Here is an 18,077-nt window from a genome sequence, read left to right as displayed (position 1 = left end):
TCCTCTACTAGCAATACATTTCGTTGAGCGAGCGTTATCCCGGGTTGGCGTCGACGGCCAGCCCGAGTTGGTCGAGTATCTCGGCGGTGTGTGCGCCGAGTTCGGGTGCGGGCCCGGCGACGCGCCCCGGTGTCTGGGAGAACCAGGTGGGCACGCCGGGGAAGCGCACCGGTCCGTGCGGGCTGTCCACCGTCTCGAACATGCCGACGGCGTTCAGGTGCGGGTCGTCGAACAGCGCGCCGGGCGTGTTCAGCGGTGCGGCCGGTATCTCGAGTTCGCGCAGCAGCTGCAGCCACTCGGCGGTGGTGCGCTCCTTCATGGTCTCGGCGACCAGCCCGTAGACGGTGTCGATCTCGCGGGCGCGCTGTTCCAGCGTCGAATACAGCTCGCTGGCCCACGGCGGCTGGACGGCTTTCATGAAGGCGTTCCAGTGCTTGTCGTTGTAGATCAGCGCGGCGATGTAGCCGTCGCTGGTCCGGTACGGTCGGCGATTGGGCGCCACGGTGCGTGGGTACACCGCCGGCCCAAGCGGGGGGTCGAACAGGGCGCCGTTGGCGTGCTCAACGAGCATGAACGACGCCATGGTCTCGAACATGGCGACCTCGACTTCCTGCCCCTGTCCGGTGCGCTCGCGGTGGAACAGCGCCATCGTCGTCGCGTACAGCGCGGTCAGACCGGCGATCTTGTCGGCCATGATGGTTCCGACGTAGTCGGCCTCGCCGGTCAGTTGCTGTTGCACCGCCGGCAGTCCGCATTCGGCCTGGATCGTGTCGTCGTAGGCGGGACGGTCGCGGTCGGGCCCGCGCCGTCCGTATCCGTAGCAATTGGTGTAGACGACGGCCGGATTGATCGCGGCGACGTCGTCGTAGCCGAAGCCGAGCTTGGCGATCGCCTTGGCGCGCATCGAGTGGATGAACACGTCCGCGGTCTCGACGAGGGCGCGCAGCGCGCGCGATCCGGCGTCGGTCTGCAGGTCCAGCACGATGCTGCGTTTGCCCCGGTTGACGTTGACGAACACCCCGCTCATGCCCGGCGCCGGGCCCACCGAGATGTAGCGGGTGTTATCCCCTTGCGGCGGTTCGACTTTGATCACGTCGGCGCCCATGTCGGCCATGATCTGCGTGCAGTACGGGCCCATTACCATCGCGGTGAGGTCGATCACGCGCACGCCGGCCATCGGGCCCGTCGGGCTAACCATTGAGCGCTCCCTGGTCGGTTGAGCCATGTACTTCGTTTGACCTCTGCGCCAGTTCGAAGCTGTAGCGGATGTGCTCGTTGTGTCCGTCCGGGACCACCGGGAAAATCAGCGGCGCCTCGACATAGCGGATCGCATCCAGGTGGCCGCCGACCTCGTCGATGGTCCACGACGGCCGGCTCACGCCCGGGCTCTCCGCGATGACCGCCCGCGCCACGCGGCCCGCCAGCGCGATGAACAATTCGCCCGTCACCGAACACGATTCGTGAGCGAGCCAGCCCACCACCGGCGCGACGAGCTCCGCGCCCATCGGCGGGTACGCGGAGGTGTCGATGCCCTCGGCCATCCGGGTCACCGCGGCCGGCACGATCACGTTGCACCGCACGCCCTCGGCGGCACCTTCGAGCGCGACGACGTTGGACAGCCCGATCACGCCGGCCTTGGCGGCGGCGTAGTTGGCCACGTTGTGGTTTCCGTACAAGCCCCCGATTGACGAGGTCAGCACGACGCGGCCGTAGCCCGCCTCGCACATCAGCGGAAAGGCCGGCCGCACGACGTGGAAGGCGCCGCGCAGGTGCACGTCGAGCACGGCGTCGAAGTCCTCGTAGCTCATCTCCTTGAGCGAGCCGCGACGGACGTTGCCGGCGTTGTGGATCAGGACGTCGATGCGGCCGTAGCGCTCGACCGCCGTCCGGATGATCTCCTGCCCGCCGTCGCGGGTGGCCACCGACGCGCCGGATGCGACGGCCTCGCCCCCGGCCGCGGTGATCTCGGCGACGACCTGTTCGGCCGGCCCGCAGTCGGTCCCGTCGCCGTCGAGGCCGCCGCCGGCGTCGTTGACGACCACCTTCGCGCCACGCGAGGCGAGCAGGTGCGCGTAGGCGCGGCCCAGCCCGCGACCGGCTCCGGTCACCACGGCGACGCGGTCGTCGAATCTCAACTCGCTCACGAAAGCTCGAGGCCTTCCAGGTCACCCCTGGAGCGCCACTCGGCGATCAGGTCACCGAAGGCGTAGAAGCCCGGCGAGTAGAAATCGCCGAGGAACGCACCATTGTCCTTGGCGCCACCCTGGCCTTCGTTATTGTAATAGCCAGGCGTGCAAGACATCTCGAAGGCGGAGTTATCGATCGCGAGTTCGGCGACCGTCCGGACCCAGCCGTCTTGGCCCTCCTGACTGGGTTCGACGGTGGTCGCGCCGCGTCTCTGCGCCTCGGCGATGATGTAGGCGATGTGCTCGGCCTGTTGCTCGAACATCGCGGTGGTGTTGGCCGAGACGCCGCCCTGGATGAAGCCTGTGAAGAACTGATTGGGGAAGCCGCGGGTGGTCATGCCGTGCAGCGTCTGGTATTTGTCGTGCCAGTACTCGAACAGCGATAGCCCGCCGCGGCCCTCGATGACGTCGACCGCGAAGCGGCGGCTGATCTCGGTGGAGATCTCGAATCCACTTGCGAATACCACGCAATCGACCTCGTACTCAACGCCGTTGGCGACAATGCCCTTCTCCGTCAGGCGCTCCACGCCCTTGGATTCCGCCACGTCCACCAACGTCACGTTGGGCAGGTTGAACGCCGGCAGGTACGTCTCGCTCGAGCACGGTCGCTTGCACATGAAGCGGTAGTACGGCTTGAGTGCCTCGGCGGTCTCGGGATCGTCGACCAGGGCGGCCACGCGGCTCCGCAGCCGCTCCATGATCTTGAAGTCCTCTTCCTCCCGGATCCTCATGATCTCCTCGATCCCGAGCGAGGCGGGATCTGGGCTTGCAGCAATCCGGGCGGTCATGTTGCGGCCCAATTCGGTCCAGAAGTCACACACCAGATCCGGTTCACCGAACACCACCCCGACAAACGGTGACCAGTTGTGGAAATTGCGCTTACGCTCCTCCTGCCAACCGGGCTGCAGGGTCGCCGCCCAGGCCGGATCGGTGGGCGTGTTGGCGCGCATGTCCACCGACGACGGGGTGCGCTGGAACACGAAGAGCTGCTGGGCATCCCGGCCGAGATGCGGCACCAGCTGAACGCCGGTAGCCCCCGTGCCTACGAGTGCGACGCGCTTGTCCGCGAGCTTGTGCAGACCGCCGTTGGCATCGCCCCCGGTGTAGTCGTAGTCCCAGCGCGCGGAATGGAACGCGTGGCCGCCGGCGGCTAGGTACTCCTTGATGCCGGGGATGCCGGGCAGCTTCGGCTTGTTGTACGAGCCCTGCGCCATCACCACGAACCGCGCGCGGATGTCGTCGCCGCGGTTGGTGGTCAGCCGCCAGCGCTTGATCTCCTCGTCCCAGCGCATGGTCTCGACCTGGGTGGAGAAGATCGCGCCGTCGTAGAGGTCGAAGTGTTTGCCCATGGCCTGGCAATGCGCGAAGATCTCGGCACCGTCGGCGAACTTCTTGCTCGGCAGGAACTCGAGTTCTTCGAGCATCGGGACATAGCAGTAAGCGTCGTTGTCGCACTGGATGCCCGGGAAGCGGTTCCAATACCACACACCGCCGAAGTCCCCGGCCATGTCGATGACCCGAACATCCTGCACACCAGCCTTTTTCAGGTACGCACCCGACAACAACCCTGCGAACCCACCACCGAGCACCACGACCTCGATGTCCTCATCGATCCGACGGCGGTCGGCCACCGGGGTGTACGGGTCCACCTCGTAGAGGCCGGCCAGGTCACCGTCGAGTTCGAGATACTGCGCACCGCCATCCTTGCGCAGGCGCTTCGCACGCTCCTGGGCGTACTTGACCCGCATCGCGTCGATGTCGACGTCCTGCGGTACCTCGGTGGGCCCGCAGGCCTCGGACGTTGTCATCGATCTCAAAGCTCCTGTGGTTCTCCGGTACCCATGTACCTCGACAATTGGTAATGCAGGTTGACCGTGCTGCGTTCGCGATACGGATTGGGCTTGGTGCCCGGGAAGGCACAAGACTTCATGCCCTGTTGCACGGCGGCCATGTTGGAGAAGTCCTGCGGCAGCACCGAACGCCACCGGGGGTCGCCGACCGGGGTGTACTCCCATTCCGTCTGCGGCTCTTGGCCTTTGGGATACAGCTCGAACACGGACACCTCGAAGATGCACTTGTCCGGGTTGTAACTGGGGTGCGGCCGCGCGCTGTAGCACAAGGCACTGGTCAAACCCTGGCCGATCTGGAAGTTCGGGAAGATCTGCCATGCGGTGCCGGCCTGCCCGAGGATGTCGGGCGGGATCGTCGGCCAGATCACCCCGCGGGCCTCGTCGTCGCGACGCGCCGAGGCGAGCCAGTGCTCGAGCACCTTGTCCGCCGGTGTCCCCTCGGGCAGCTCGTCCACCAGTCGCTTGGCGGCGTTCACCAGCGTCTGGGTGGTCGTGGCGTTGGTCTCCTCCATGGTGTACACCTGCATCTGGGCGGTCGAGACGCGCGGATCGGCGCCGATGCCGAGGCGGATCTTGGACTTGGTGGCCTCCATGTCCTCCGGGGCGTCGTAGCCGATATGGCTGTGCTTGCCTTGGGCTTTCGCCCATCCCTTGAACTCGCCGAACTTATTGAATTCCGGATGTGTGGTGTAGACGTGGTAGGTCTCGTTGAAGGCCTCCAGCGCCACCTTCCAGTTGCAGTCGAATTCAACCCACTTGCGCCATTTGTAGCGCATGTTCTCACACCCGAACGGATCGAGGATCTTGGCGGCGGGGAACAAGAAGTCGGCCAGCGGCTCGCAGTCGGGATCCATGTTGATCCACAACCAGCCGCCCCAGGTGTCGACCCGGACTCCTCGCAAATGCGTGTTGTCGGGCGTGAGCGCGCCCTGCCAGTCCTGCTGCTCGCGGATGTGGGTGCACGCCCCGTCCAGGCCGTAGGTCCAGCCGTGGAAGCCGCAGACGAACGACTTCCGGGTTCGCGCGCAGGCGTTCTTGGTGCCCTCGGGGGTGTCGATCAGGCGCCGGCCGCGGTGCATGCACACGTTGTGGTGGGCGTGAAACTCGTTGTCCCCGGTGCGCACCACGATGATCGAGTCGTCGAGGATGTCGTAGGTCAGATAGCTGCCCACCTCGGGCAGCTCCTCGACGCGGCCGACCTGCTGCCACACCTTGCGCCACAGCTTGTCGCGCTCGGCGCGGGCGTAGTCCTCGGAGATGTACGCCTCGACCCCGATCGTCATTGGCGCCGAGAGTTCTTCGGCTGCTTCGGGATTCGCGCCTTTGGCTAAATCGGTCATCACATCCTCCTGATCGCCGCGCGGAAGGATTCGTCTTTGAGGAACAGCGAGGTGTTGTCGGCGCCGAGGTGGCTCCACTTGAGGTCCAGGCCGCCGTCGACGAGCAGCGTCTGGCCGGTGACGTAGCTCGACAGCTCGGAGAGCAGAAAGAGGATGGCGCCGGCCTGCTCCTCGGGCCGCCCACGGCGGCCCATCGGGATCGCCTGCCGGTCCCGCTCGGGGTCCTCCTCGACGTAGGTGCGCGAGGCCGCGGTCTCGGTCACGCCGGGTGCCACCGCGTTGACCCGAATTCCCGCCTGCGCCAGCTCGACGGCCATGGTGCGCGTCATCGCCGCGATCGCGGCCTTGGCCGTCCCGTAGGCGATGTGGAACGGCGCGGTGTTCATGCCGCTGATCGAGGAGATCGACACGATCGACCCCGGCCGGTGCTGCGCGACGAGTTCGGCCGCGACGGCCTGGCTCATGAAAAAAGCGGTTTCGAGGTTGTCGGCGAAGATCTTGCGCCAGTCGCCGCGCGACACCCTGGTGGACGGCATCCACGTCGACGGGTCAGCGCCACCGGCGACGTTGACCAGCCCGTACAAGTCGCCGTCGGCGCGACGCGCGTGGTCGATCACCGCCGCGATGCCCTCGTCGGTCGCCGCGTCGGCCGCGACGGGCACCACAGGCAGACCGTGGGCGGCCAGCGGGGCGACGTGTTCGTCGAGGTTCTCCTTCGACCGGCTCACCGCGATCACGGTGGCACCGGCCCGCGCGGCCATGGCGGTGACCGTCGTGCCGATACCGCCCCCGCCGGCGCCGGACACCACCACGACGCGGCCGTCGAGCCCCAGAAGTCCCTCGTGATCGGCCATGACCCGCTTTCGCCTGCCGCCCTCGCGTGACGCGTCCACGGCAGAATAAATTCGCATATTGTCCGGACAAAATATCGCGTTCTGCCCTGTTGAGAACACTATTCCGATCGGTGGACTTCGCTGTCAAGGCCGATTGCGCACCCGGCGGCCGCTATTGTCTGGACTAGGCGGAGTTGATAGCGTCCAGCCCAAACGGCTGATGGAAGGACCTCGGCGAGCATGTCCACCTCACGGGCCATCTCCACGCTGCCCTCGCGGTATGCACCGTCGCACCCGATCGACGTCGCCGAGGGCTGGGAGTTGGAGCGCGTCACCGCGCCCAGTCGGCTGTTCGGCGCCAACGGTCTGCGCACCGGACCGGACGGCCGCATCTACATCGCCCAGGTGACCGGCAGTCAGATCAGCGCGCTGGATCACCGCACCGGCGAGCTGGTGGCCGCCAGCCCCAAGGGCGGCGACATCGTGGCGCCCGACGACGTCGCCTTCGACGCCGACGGCAACCTGTACGCGACCGAGGTGATGGACGGCCGGGTGAGCGTGCGCGACACCAGCGGCCGGACGCGGGTGCTGCGCGACGACGTGCCGTCGGCCAACGGCATCACCTTTCACCACGGCCGGCTGTTCATCGGCGAATGCCGCGAGGGCGGGCGGCTGCTGGAATTCGATCTGGCCGGCGGACCGCCGCGGATGCTCCTCGAGAACGTACCGTCCCCGAACGCGATGGAAGTCGGCCCGGACGGCCTGTTGTATTTCCCGGTGATGGGCGCCAACGAGATCTGGCGCATCGACCCCGACGGGGGCGAACCGCACTGCGTGGCGGGCAATCTCGGCGTGCCCGACTCGGTGAAGTTCGACGCCCGGGGCCAGATCGTCTCGACCCAGGTGGCCAGCGGTCAGGTGCTGCGCATCGATCCCCGCAGCGGCGAACAACACCTGCTCGCCCAGCTGAATCCGGGCCTGGACAACTGCACGTTCGTCGGCGACCGGCTGTTCGTCTCCAACTTCACCGGCGAGATCACCGAGATATCGCCCGACGGCACAACGCGATCCGTGCTGCGGGGCGGCCTCAACTGGCCGTTGGACCTGGCGATGGGCCACGACGGACGGCTCTACATCGCCGACGGCACCTACTTCTACGTCGCGCTGCCCGATGGGTCCCTGCACACCGCGGGAATGCTGTTCAGCCCCGGCTACCCCGGATTCCTGCGCGGCGTCGCGGCGAGCGGGCCCGGCGAATTCGTCGTCACCACGTCCGGCGGCCAGGTCGCCCGGTACCGGCCGGAGGCGAGCGAAACCGAGGTGCTGGCAGACGGTTTCGACCAGCTGTACGGCGTCGCGGTGACCGCGAGCGGCGTGGTGTTCGCGGAGCTCGGTACCGGGCGGGTGCTCTCGCTGCGATCCGATGGTGTCGAGGTGCTGGCGACCGGGTTGCGCGAGCCGGTGGGTGTCGCGATCGACGCGGACGGGACGTGCCTGGTGGCCGAGGCCGAAGCCGGGCGGGTGATCGGGGTGAACGGTTCGAGAGTCGACACCGCCGTGGCTGATCTGCAACGCCCGCAAGGCATTCTGGTGCGGGACGGCGTGCTCTACGTCGTCGATGCCGGCGCCAAGGAATTGATCGCGGTCGATCTGGGCACCAACGCGCGGCGCACGATCGCCGCCGGGCTGCCGGTCGGCCCCCCACCGGGGGTGACGCCCAAGCCGCTGCGCGGCATGCCGCCGTTCTCCGGACCGCAGGGCCCCTTCGCGGGCATCACCGCCGCGGCGGACGGCACGCTGTACGTTTCGGCCGACGGCGACGGCAGCGTGCTGGCGTTGCGCCCGGCACCGGACGGGCCGTGATGTCCCAGGCGATCACGGGCGACCATCGCTACCTGCAGATTGCGCGCACGCTGCGCAAAGAGATCGTCGACGGTGTTTACCCGGTGGGTTCGCAGTTGCCCACCGAGCACCAACTCTGCGAGCGCTTCGCGGTGAGCCGCTACACCATCCGTGAGGCGCTGCGGCGGCTGCGCGAGGACAACCTGGTGGCGTCCCGGCCGCGCGCCGGCACCCGGGTGGTTCCCCGGCCGGCGTCGAGTTCCTATGCCCAGGACGCGATGTCGATCGACGACCTGCTGGCGTTCGCGTCCGGCGCGCAGCTGACCATCGAATCCAACGCGATGGTGACCATCGATCACGACCTCGCCGCCCGGACCGGCCTCGAGCTGGGCAGCCAGTGGCTGTCGGTGCGCGGTTACCGGCAAGCGGACGACGCGTCGGTCCCGCTGTGCCGCACGGAGTACTACATCAACCGGAGTTTCGCGGCGGTAGGCAGGCTGCTGCAACGCCACGCCGGCCCGATATTCCCGTTGATCGAGGACCTGTTCGGCGTGAGCGTCGCCCAGTTGCACCAGGAGATCGCCGCCGTCCTGCTGTCCCCGGAGCTGGCCGACGGTCTCGGAGTGGAGGCGGGCACGGCGGCGCTGCAGATGCGGCGCACCTACACGACCTCCGACGGCGAGGTGGCCCAGGTGACGATCAACACCCACCTGTCGTCCAGGTTCCGGTACGCGATGACCATGCGCCGTGTGGACGAATAGGACGCCAAAGATGAGGTCGCGGTGACCGCCCGGACCGCCCGCGATGCCACGCAGGCGGCGGAGGCGTACCGGCGGGGCTTGTGGGTGGACACGACGCTGGCCGACGCGCTGCGCACCGCCGCGACGGAATCGCCGCACCGAACGCTACTGGTGGACAAGGACGTACGACTCGATTGCGCCACGCTGCACGCTCGGGCCGACGCGCTGGCACATGCCCTGTTGATGCGCGCGCCCACGGGCAGCGTCGTGTCGTTCATGCTGCCGAACTGGCACGAGAGCGCCGTCATTTACCTGGCCGCGACGCTGGCCGGCATGGTGGTGAACCCGATCCTGCCGTCGCTGCGCGACCATGACCTGCGTTACATCCTCCAAGACGCCGGCACCGCAATTGTTTTCGTCCCGCAGCAATACGGCGGGCATGACTACGCCGCGATGCTGCAACGCGTGACCGCCACGATGGACCGCCCGCCTGAGGTGGTGGCGCTGCGCGGTGACGCCGGACCGCACACACCGTATGCCGCGCTGCTGGAGCTCCCGCCACGGGACGTGGCCCTGCCGTCGCTCGATCCCGACGCCGTGCGGATGATCCTGTACACGTCCGGCACCACGAACCGGCCGAAAGGCGTGCTGCACACCCATAATTCGATGCACGCGCTCATCTGCCAGATCCGTGACCACTGGACGGTCGCCCCGGGCGACACCTTCCTGGTGCCGTCGCCGGTCGCCCACATCGGCGGCTCCATCTATGCCTTCGAATGCCCGCTACTGCTGGGTACCACCGCCGTGCTGATGGACCGCTGGGATGCGGCCGGGGCGGTCGCACTGATGGACTCGCATCGGTGCACCCACATGGCGGGGGCCACACCGTTTCTGCAACAGCTGTTGGCCGCCGCGCAGCGGGCCGGCACGCGGCTGCCCGACCTGAAGGTGTTCATCTGCGGGGGCGCGTCCGTGTCGCCGTCGTTGATCCGCCGGGCCGCCGAGTATTTCGATCGCGCGGTGGTCACCCGGGTATACGGTTGCACGGAAGTGCCGGTCGCGACCGTCGGCGCCCCCCGGCCGGACGAAACGGGTCCCGCGGCGGACACCGACGGCAGGCCGGGGATCGCGGAGATCAAGCTGGTCGCGCACGAGGCCGCGCCCACCGGCGACGGGGAGATCTGTGTGCGGGGTCCGCAGATGCTGGTGGGTTACCGTCATCCCGAAGACGATTCCTTCGATGCCGCGGGCTTTTTCCGTACCGGGGACCTGGGGCGCTGGGTCTCGGCCGGTTCGGGAGACCGGTACCTCGTCGTGACCGGCCGGGCCAAGGACGTCATCATCCGCAGCGGCGAGAACATCTCGGCCAAGGAGGTCGAGGACCTGCTCGCCGACCACCCCGGCATCGCCGAGATCGCGGTCGTCGGGCTGCCCGACGAGCGCACGGGTGAGCGGGCCTGTGCGGTGATCGTCCCCGCGGGCGGACAGGCCCCGGACGTCGCGAGCCTGCTTGACCTGCTGGTGGGCAAGGGTGTCGCCAAATTCAAGGCCCCCGAACAGGTTGTGCTCGCCGACGCCCTTCCGCGCAACGACGCGGGCAAGATACTCAAGCACCAGATCCGGGCGTCGCTGATACGCGGCGATCGCGAACGCGGCGAAGCCGGGCGCGGCGGGTCGCCGCGCGGAGACTAAGGATGGGTGAGATGCAGGTCGCGATCGTCACGGGAGCAAGCAGCGGTATAGGCCTGGGGTGCGCCACAAAACTCGCCGAAATGGGCATGGCCGTCGTCGGCACCGGCCGCGACGAGGCGCGGCTCGCCGAACTGGCAAGCGCGGTCGGCGATCCGGATCGCGTCGCGACCCTCGCCGTCGACCTCACCGATGATGACGCCCCGCGCCGCATCGTGGACCTCGCGGTCGACCGGTGGGGCCACATCGACTTCTTGATCAACAACGCCGGAGTGGGCAGCCCCAAACCGTTGCACGAAACCGACGACGAGACCCTGGACTACTTCCTGGGATTGATGCTGCGGGCGCCGTTTCGGCTCGCGCGAGACGTGTTGCCGCACATGGCGCCCGGGTCAGCGATCATCAACGTGACATCGACCTTCGCGGTCGTCGGCGGCCTGCGCGGCGGCGCCTACTCCGCGGCCAAGGGCGGGCTGACCGCGCTGACCACCCACATCGCCTGCCAGTACGGGGCGTCCGGCATCCGCTGCAACGCCGTCGCGCCCGGGGTGACCGTGACGCCGATGGTCGAAAAGCGCCTGGAGGACGAGCGATTCCGCAAGATCAACACCGAGATGACGCCGCATCAGCGGCTGGGCCGCATCGACGACATCGCCAGCACCGTCGCGTTCCTGTGCTCGCCCGGCGGCAGCTTCATCAACGGCCAGACGATCGTGGTGGACGGCGGCTGGAGCTCGACGAAGTACCTGTCGGAATCGGCGCTGTCGGCACAGTGGATCGAGCGATGAATCTGTTCGCGCTGCTCGACGCGGCCGCGAGCCGCTTCCCCGATCGCGGCGCGGTGTACCGGGGAGAGCGCCGCGTGTGCACCTGGATCGAGTTGCGCGACCGGGCATTACGCCTGGCCGCGTCGATCCGGCGGCAGCACGATCCCGGTGCCCGGATCGCGATCGCGACCCACAACCGTCCGGAGATCATCGAGTTGATGTTCGCGACCTGGGCCGCCGACTGCGTGGTCGTCCCGATCAACTACAAGCTGCATCCGCGCGAGATGGCACAGATCCTCGACGACGCCGGAGCCGCCCGGGTGTTCGCCTCGCAGGCCATCGGCGCCGAGCTCGCGCCGATGACCGCGGCGCCGACGGAACTCCTTGACTCCGAACACTATTCGGCGCGTTTCGACTCCCATCCGTCGGCGCCCCCGCGCGCCGATCCGTCGGCGCTGGCGTGGCTGTTCTACACCAGCGGCACCACCGGTCGGTCCAAAGGCGCAATGCTGACGCACCGCAACCTCACGGCGATGACGGTCGCGCACCTCGCCGACATCGACGCCCCCGACGAGAACTGCAGCCTGGTGCACGCGGCACCGATGTCGCACGGCTCGGGCCTGTACATCCTTCCGTACGTGCTGCGCGCCGCGCGCCAGGTCCTCCCCGAGTCGGGGGCGTTCGATCCGAACGAATTCCTGGACCTCTGCGAGCATCACCCGAGCGCCAGCGCATTCCTGGCTCCGACGATGGTCCAACGTCTGGTCGCCACGGGTCGCGCCCGCCCGGCCAATCTGGCCACCATCGTCTACGGCGGCGGACCCATGTACGTCGAAAGCCTGCGCAAGGCGATCGCAGCGTTCGGCCCGATCTTCGCGCAGATCTACGGGCAGGGCGAGTCACCGATGACCATCACCGGGCTGCGACGCGCCGACCACGAATCCGGCGACGACGCGGTCCTGGGTTCGGTCGGTTACGCGCGCTCGGGGATGGAGGTCGCGGTGCTGGGCCCCGACGGTCGCCCGGCGCCGCCCGGTGAGATCGGCGAAATCGTCTGTCGCGGAGACGCGGTCATGTCCGGGTACTGGAAGAACCCCGAAGCGACCCGCGCCGCACTCAAGGACGGCTGGCTCTACACCGGCGACATGGGCTCGTTCGACGCGCGCGGTTTCCTCACGCTGCGGGACCGGTCGAAGGACGTCGTCATCAGCGGCGGGAGCAACATCTACCCCCGCGAGGTGGAGGAGGTCCTGCTCGAACACCCCGGCGTCGCCGAGGCGTGCGTGGTCGGCACCCCGGACGCCGAATGGGGTGAGATCGTGGTCGCCTTCATCGTCGGCTCGGTCGATCCCGCGGCTCTGGACGCACACCTGCTGGAGCGCATCGCCCGCTTCAAACGTCCCAAGCGTTACGAATTCGTCGACGAACTACCGAAAAACAGCTACGGCAAGGTGCTCAAGCGTGAGCTGCGCGCCGGCCTGGCGCACTGAGGGCGGGGCCGCAATGCCACACGAAACAAAGGGAGATCGCACATGAAGTGTCGAGCCGCTGTCATCCGCGGGGTGGGCCAGGACTGGGAGATCCGCGAGATCGAGCTGGACCCGCCCCACGCGGGTGAGGTCATGGTGCGGATGGCCGTCGCCGGAATCTGTCACTCCGACGACCACCTGTTCACCGGCGACGTGGTCCCGACGGACGAGGCGGTGGCCGCCAGCGGTCAGCCGGCACCGGACTGGTTCCCGCTGCTCGGCGGTCACGAAGGTGCCGGTGTCGTCGAAGAAGTCGGGCCCGGCGTGACGTCGGTGCGGCCGGGGGACCATGTGGCGCTGTCGTTCATACCGGCGTGCGGCAGTTGCCGCTTCTGCGTGAACGGGCAGAGCTACATCTGCGACATCGGCGCAAGCCTGTTCGTCCGGGAGATGCCCACCGACGGAACGTGCCGCCGGCACCTGGGCGACGAAGACCTGTTGGCCTATGGACAACTCGGCACGTTCGCCGAATACGCGGTGCTGTCGGAAAAGTCGGTCATCAAGATCGACGACGCTGTCCCGTTCCATGCCGCTTCGCTCGTCTCGTGCGGGGTCAGCACGGGCTGGGGTTCCGCGACGATATCGGCAGGCACCGAACCCGGCGACACGGTCGTCGTCATCGGCGCCGGTGGGGTCGGGATGAACGCCCTGCAAGGTGCGCGCGCCGTCGGTGCGAAGTATGTCGTCGCGGTGGATCCGGTTGAGTCAAAACGGGATTCGGCGAAGATCTTCGGTGCCACGCACACCGCCGCCTCCGCGCAGGAGGCGATGCCGGTGGTCAAAGAGATCACCGCCGGCCTGATGGCGGACCGGGTGGTGATCTGCCCCGGTGTGGTACACGTCGACCTGCTGCCGTTGGCGATGGCGCTGCTGCGCAAGGGCGGCGTCTGCGTGCTCACCGGCATCACGCCGTTCACCGAACCCCCGGTTCCCCTGGTGCTGCAGGAGATGACGCTGTCGGCAAAGCAGCTGCGGGGTGCGCTGTACGGCGGGATGAATCCGCGTACCAGCGTGCCGATGCTGCTGTCGATGTACCAGGCGGGCGCGGTGAAGCTCGACGAGTTGGTCACCCGCCACTATCGGCTCGACCAGATCAACGAGGCGATGACCGACCTTCGGGAGGGCCGCAACATTCGCGGCGTGATCGATTTCGCCGGCGTGTGATCACGGGAGCAGCCCCAAGGCGTTCGGTCACCCGGACTCGAAGTGACGCCGGATGCCGGCCAGCATCTTGACGTGCGCCTTCACGCCTTCGCGGATGGTCATCCCGGCCAGCGGCCGCGGTGCGGTGATCGAAATCCGTTCGGTGACGCGGGTTCCTCCGTCGACGGCCTCGAAACTCACCGCGCCGCGCAGCCGCACGCCAGGAGATTGATCGGCCTCGGTCAGCACGTCGCCGCGGACCGGCACCCGCAGCCGTGCCCGATAGCTGGTTCGGATCGTCAACGGCCCCACGGGAATCCGGTCGACCACGCGATAGGTCTGCTGGTAGCCGTCCGGGGTTTCGGTGCGGGACACCGTGTCCACCGACACGATCAGCGGGTGCACGGCTTTGATGTTGTCGAGGTCCACGTAGAAGTCACGAACGGGGTCCGGCGGCGCGGGCACCAGCTCGCTCAGCGTCCGATCGGCGTGGACGAACAACAACGACCGGGCCCGCGAGTGTAACGCCACGGCGACATTCTGCCGGTTTTTCCGTCGCGGCGTTACGCTCGGCGCAGGCCGAGGAGCGGAGGCGTGATGGGCGACGCGGCAGAAGGTCAGGTCGTCGAGCGCTACCTGGAATGCCTGGCCGCTCACGACTGGGACGGCCTGGCCGACACCATCGCCGAGGAAGGCCTGACCCGGGAGGGACCGTTCTGCGACGCGGTCGAGGGCAAGGCGCGCTATATCGCCTTCCTGCGTAAGGCGTGCACCGCGCTGGAGGGTCATCGGTTGCACGTGCGGCGGGTCTCGCACGTGGACAGCCGGGTGTCGTACGCCGAACTGTCCGAGACATTCGACGTCGACGGCGTCGCGACCACGTGGCCCGAATGCATCCTGTTCGAGCGAGACGACGACGGATTGATCTCTCACGTCAGCGTGTTCTTCAAGCAGCGGCCCGCCGGCGCCTGACAGCCGGTCTATTCCCTCCCCCACGGAATTGACCTAACGTGTCATGGATGGAGGCAGATGCAACTCCGGAGTCGGTGCCGGTCGAGAAATTGCACTCGGGCGACCCGATCACCGATTGTGGTCAGCGGTACATAGTTCTCGAATCAAAAGCGCTCGGCGATAGCTGTGTGGTTCTCGAGCTGGAGTCCAGGGTGGACCACCACCTGCAGGTCATCGAGAAGTCGTTCCCGGCCGGGTACCAGGTCGACAGGGCACACCACCGAATTCTCTGACGAATTCCGGTCGCCCTGAGAATAATGCGCGAGTAGCCGCCCGACGGCTACCGCGCATTCGTGTTTTCCGGCCCCATTGAAGTCCAATTCGGCTGACCCCCTTTACTTCTCGCGCGGCGGCCGTTGGTCGTCGGGATCGTTCGGGTCGGGCTCACCGAACCAGCGCGACGGCGCGTGCTCGCCGTACGCGTCGTGCCAGTCCCACCACTCGTAGGGAGCGGTCTGCGGGTAGCCCGGCGGGGAGTCCTCCCAGCTTTCCTGGCGGCCCAACGCCGTCATGTCCAGGAAGCTCCACGTGGTGCCGAGCGCCTCGTCGCCGCGGTTGTTGATGAAGTAGGTGCGCAACACCCGGTCACCGTCGTGGATGAAGGCGTTGGTGCCGTGCCATTCGCCCACCCCGAAATCGGCGTCGAAGTCGTCGGTGATCGTGTACCACGGCATCTTCCAGTCCATCCGCGCCTTGAGACGCTCGATGTCGGCCTGCGGCGCGCGCGACGCAAACACCAGCGTGGTGTCGCGGGCGTTCAGGTGGGCCAGGTTGCCGACGTGATCGGCCATCATCGAGCAGCCCCGGCACGCGTGGTCGGGCCAACCGTCGACGTCGGGTCCGTAGAAGGCGCGGTAGACGACGAGCTGGCGCCTGCCCTGGAACAGGCCCAGCAGGTCGACCCTGCCGTCGGGTCCGTCGAACTCGTACCGCTTGTCCACGGCCGTCCACGGCATCCGGCGTCGCAGGGCCGCGAGCGCGTCGTGGGCCCGGGTCAGTTCCTTCTCCTTTGCCAGCAGTTGCTGGTGCGCGCCCGCCCACTGTCGGGCGGAGACGATCGGCGGTGTGTTCATCGCTGTCTGCCTTTCGGTCCCGGATGTTCAGGCCAGCGGTGAGAGGCCGGCGGCGGTGAGTAGGTAGGCGTCCTGGCCGGTGGCGCCGCCGGTGGCGATCTCGAGCACCGACTTGCCCACCTGCTCGGCGGTGAGCGCCGGCCCGCTGGCCTGCACGAAGGTGTCGACGTCGACACCTTGGCGCTCGGCGTAGGCGGCGACGGCGGCCGCGCCGAGGGCGGTGGCCGGCGTCAAGCGCGGCAGCACGGCGGTGAACCCGATCCCGAGGCCCGCGCGCTGCGCTTCGGCGCCGGCGTAGCTGGTGATGAACCTGATGGTCGCCTTCGCACCCGCGTAGCCGCCCGACAGCGGCGACCCGTTCAGCGCGGCGCCGCTGGACATCACGATCACCGAACTGCCCGGCGCCGGCGGGCGCAGCAGCGTCCGGCGAACCCAGTGAAACGCCTGCGCGACGTCGGAGTTCCAGTTCTCGCTGAACGTCTCCCAGGTCTGCTCCTGCAGCGGCAACATCGGGGGCGTCGCGCCGGCGCACAGCACCAGCGTGCGCGGCCGGTGCTCGTCGATCAGCCGTTCGGCCGTCGCCGGATCGGCGGCGTCGGCCACCACCGGGGTGAAGGCGTCGCCGAGCTGGGCGCGCACCTCCTCGAGTTGTGATCGGGTGCGCGCCACGCCGACGACGCGCGCACCGGCGGCCACCAAGGCCGCGGCGATGGCGCGGCCGAAGCCGCGGCCGGCTCCGGTCACGATCGCGGTGGTGCCGGTGAGCCCATCGGCGTGGGCGGCGCTGGACTGGTTCATGGTCGTTCTCGCTCTCTGACGTGGTCTGCGGCGGTGGCCGCGGCTTCACCAATTCAGATACGGCGCGGCATCCGGATTCATCGACCGCGGACCGATGAATTTCGGGGGCGGGATGTCTCTAAGGGAGTAGGTTCCCTCGCAGCCGAAAGGAGTGGTCGTGCCGGCGCAGGAGGATTTCGTCGAGCAGGCGGCGCCATTTCGGGCCGAGCTGATCGCGCACTGCTACCGCATGCTGGGCTCGGTGCACGACGCCGAGGACCTGGTCCAGGAGACGTATCTGCGGGGCTGGCGGGGCTATCCGGCGTTCGAGGAGCGCGCGGCGCTGAAGACGTGGCTGTATCGGATCGCGACGACGGCCTGCCTGCGGGCCCTGGAGAACCGCGCCCGTCGCGTCCTGCCGATGGGCGTGGGCGACGGCTCGATCGACCCGGACGCCGATTTCGACGCGAAGGCCGGCGCGCATGCCTGGCTGGAGCCCATCCCCGACGCGCTGATGTTCAAGAGCCCCGAAGACGACCTCGCCGCCAAGCAGAGCGTGCGGCTGGCCGTGATGACGGCCCTCCAGGAGCTTCCGGCGCGGCAACGCGCGGTGTTGATCTTGCGCGACGTCGTGCAGTTCAGCGCCGCCGAGGTCGCCGAGCTGCTCGAAACCACGCCCGCGGCGGTCAATAGCTCGCTGCAACGCGCCCGCGCCCACCTCGCCGAACTGTCCCCCACCGAGGACAGCGTGTCCGAGCCGGGCGATGCCGAGCGCCGCGAACTGCTCGACCGGTATTGCGCGGCATTCGAAAACGCGGACATGGCCGCCTTGACGGCGCTGCTGCAAGCCGACGTCAAACTCGAAATGCCGCCGATGCCAGTGTGGTTCACCGGTCGCGACGCCGTGCTGCGATTCCTCGCCGGCCGTGCCCTGGCCGAGCCCGGCGATATCGTGATGATCCCGACGGCCGCGAATTCCCAACCCGCCGTTGCCGAGTACCGTCGCAGCGCCGACGGGGCGATGCGGGCCCACTCCATTCACGTGCTGACCACCGGCGCTACCGGCGTGGCCGGCATCACCGTCTTCCTCGACCCCGGTTTGTTCGCCACGTTTGGTTTGGCGCCAACCCGGTAACCTTGCAGCAGGGACGTAATCGCACCCTTGCTCTCTAAGGGAGGCCCGACCTGCATCGGCTTGCATTGTCCGAGGTGTCGTCGCACGGTTTTACCTTCCCGCCCACGTGTGGACAGGTCCTCCACACGCCAGGATCATTAGGCGCGGTAGACCAAGTTGAAG

General features: G+C 67.9%; 17 protein-coding genes. 9 read left to right on the top strand and 8 right to left on the bottom strand.

Translation table 11 applies throughout. The annotated features are described in order from the left end of the window. Nucleotides 1–34: 34 nt before the first annotated feature. Genes B9D87_RS19905 through B9D87_RS19885 form a run of 5 tightly spaced genes read right to left on the bottom strand, consistent with a single transcriptional unit; the run spans nt 35 to nt 6,230 of the window. The gene (locus B9D87_RS19905; RefSeq protein ID WP_007769468.1) at nt 35–1,177 is read right to left on the bottom strand and encodes a CaiB/BaiF CoA transferase family protein; all 1,143 of its coding nucleotides are present in this window, start codon (nt 1,175–1,177) and stop codon (nt 35–37) included. A gap of 13 nt (nt 1,178–1,190) precedes the next feature. Further along, on the bottom strand, nt 1,191–2,144 hold the full coding sequence (locus B9D87_RS19900) for an SDR family NAD(P)-dependent oxidoreductase (protein ID WP_007769469.1): 954 nt from the start codon (nt 2,142–2,144) through the stop codon (nt 1,191–1,193). Beyond that, nucleotides 2,141–3,994 carry a flavin-containing monooxygenase gene (locus tag B9D87_RS19895; RefSeq protein WP_007769472.1) on the bottom strand — a complete coding sequence of 618 codons (1,854 nt, stop codon included), beginning with the start codon at nt 3,992–3,994 and terminating at the stop codon, nt 2,141–2,143. The genes B9D87_RS19900 and B9D87_RS19895 overlap by 4 nt, the downstream gene beginning before the upstream one ends. Before the next feature lie 5 nt (nt 3,995–3,999). Next, nucleotides 4,000–5,376, bottom strand: coding sequence for an aromatic ring-hydroxylating oxygenase subunit alpha (locus B9D87_RS19890; protein WP_007769473.1), 1,377 nt, complete (start codon nt 5,374–5,376; stop codon nt 4,000–4,002). Beyond that, nucleotides 5,376–6,230, bottom strand: coding sequence for an SDR family NAD(P)-dependent oxidoreductase (locus tag B9D87_RS19885; RefSeq protein WP_040629604.1), 855 nt, complete (start codon nt 6,228–6,230; stop codon nt 5,376–5,378). The genes B9D87_RS19890 and B9D87_RS19885 overlap by 1 nt, the downstream gene beginning before the upstream one ends. Nucleotides 6,231–6,449: 219 nt before the next feature. Here B9D87_RS19885 and B9D87_RS19880 point away from each other — a divergent pair, with 219 nt between their 5' ends. Genes B9D87_RS19880 through B9D87_RS19855 form a run of 6 tightly spaced genes read left to right on the top strand, consistent with a single transcriptional unit; the run spans nt 6,450 to nt 13,940 of the window. Continuing rightward, a complete protein-coding gene (locus tag B9D87_RS19880; protein ID WP_007769477.1) occupies nt 6,450–8,072 on the top strand; it encodes an SMP-30/gluconolactonase/LRE family protein in 1,623 nt (540 codons plus the stop codon). Next, on the top strand, nt 8,072–8,812 hold the full coding sequence (locus tag B9D87_RS19875) for a GntR family transcriptional regulator (protein WP_007769480.1): 741 nt from the start codon (nt 8,072–8,074) through the stop codon (nt 8,810–8,812). The genes B9D87_RS19880 and B9D87_RS19875 overlap by 1 nt, the downstream gene beginning before the upstream one ends. 21 nt (nt 8,813–8,833) lie before the next feature. Then, entirely contained in the window at nt 8,834–10,483 is a 1,650-nt protein-coding gene (locus B9D87_RS19870) for an AMP-binding protein (RefSeq protein WP_007769482.1), read from the top strand. Nucleotides 10,484–10,485: 2 nt separating this feature from the next. After that, nucleotides 10,486–11,268 (top strand): SDR family NAD(P)-dependent oxidoreductase, encoded by a 783-nt coding sequence (locus B9D87_RS19865; protein WP_080598492.1) that lies wholly within the window; start codon nt 10,486–10,488, stop codon nt 11,266–11,268. After that, nucleotides 11,265–12,737, top strand: coding sequence for an acyl-CoA synthetase (locus B9D87_RS19860; protein WP_007769495.1), 1,473 nt, complete (start codon nt 11,265–11,267; stop codon nt 12,735–12,737). The genes B9D87_RS19865 and B9D87_RS19860 overlap by 4 nt, the downstream gene beginning before the upstream one ends. Nucleotides 12,738–12,779: 42 nt before the next feature. Next, the gene (locus tag B9D87_RS19855) at nt 12,780–13,940 is read left to right on the top strand and encodes an NDMA-dependent alcohol dehydrogenase (RefSeq protein ID WP_040629494.1); all 1,161 of its coding nucleotides are present in this window, start codon (nt 12,780–12,782) and stop codon (nt 13,938–13,940) included. Nucleotides 13,941–13,967: 27 nt separating this feature from the next. On the opposite strand, the gene B9D87_RS19850 is transcribed toward B9D87_RS19855, so the two are convergent. Continuing rightward, on the bottom strand, nt 13,968–14,450 hold the full coding sequence (locus B9D87_RS19850; RefSeq protein ID WP_007769500.1) for an SRPBCC family protein: 483 nt from the start codon (nt 14,448–14,450) through the stop codon (nt 13,968–13,970). Nucleotides 14,451–14,516: 66 nt separating this feature from the next. Here B9D87_RS19850 and B9D87_RS19845 point away from each other — a divergent pair, with 66 nt between their 5' ends. Continuing rightward, nucleotides 14,517–14,891, top strand: a complete 375-nt coding sequence (locus B9D87_RS19845; RefSeq protein WP_007769502.1) for a nuclear transport factor 2 family protein — start codon at nt 14,517–14,519, stop codon at nt 14,889–14,891. Between the two features lie 47 nt (nt 14,892–14,938). Beyond that, complete coding sequence (locus B9D87_RS19840) at nt 14,939–15,163, top strand: hypothetical protein (RefSeq protein ID WP_007769504.1); 225 nt, start codon at nt 14,939–14,941, stop codon at nt 15,161–15,163. Between the two features lie 102 nt (nt 15,164–15,265). On the opposite strand, the gene B9D87_RS19835 is transcribed toward B9D87_RS19840, so the two are convergent. Then, the gene (locus tag B9D87_RS19835) at nt 15,266–16,003 is read right to left on the bottom strand and encodes a DUF899 domain-containing protein (protein WP_007769505.1); all 738 of its coding nucleotides are present in this window, start codon (nt 16,001–16,003) and stop codon (nt 15,266–15,268) included. 27 nt (nt 16,004–16,030) lie between these two features. Continuing rightward, nucleotides 16,031–16,801 (bottom strand): SDR family oxidoreductase, encoded by a 771-nt coding sequence (locus tag B9D87_RS19830; RefSeq protein WP_007769506.1) that lies wholly within the window; start codon nt 16,799–16,801, stop codon nt 16,031–16,033. A 157-nt stretch (nt 16,802–16,958) separates the two neighbouring features. On the opposite strand from B9D87_RS19830, the gene B9D87_RS19825 reads away from it, so the two are divergent. Then, nucleotides 16,959–17,915, top strand: a complete 957-nt coding sequence (locus B9D87_RS19825; protein ID WP_007769507.1) for a sigma-70 family RNA polymerase sigma factor — start codon at nt 16,959–16,961, stop codon at nt 17,913–17,915. The last annotated feature ends 162 nt before the right edge of the window (nt 17,916–18,077 follow it).

Source organism: Mycobacterium colombiense CECT 3035, assembly GCF_002105755.1.
Classification (GTDB): Bacteria; Actinomycetota; Actinomycetes; order Mycobacteriales; family Mycobacteriaceae; genus Mycobacterium; species Mycobacterium colombiense.
Note: the sequence above shows the minus strand (reverse complement) of the source record. Positions and strands in the feature narration are given on the sequence as shown.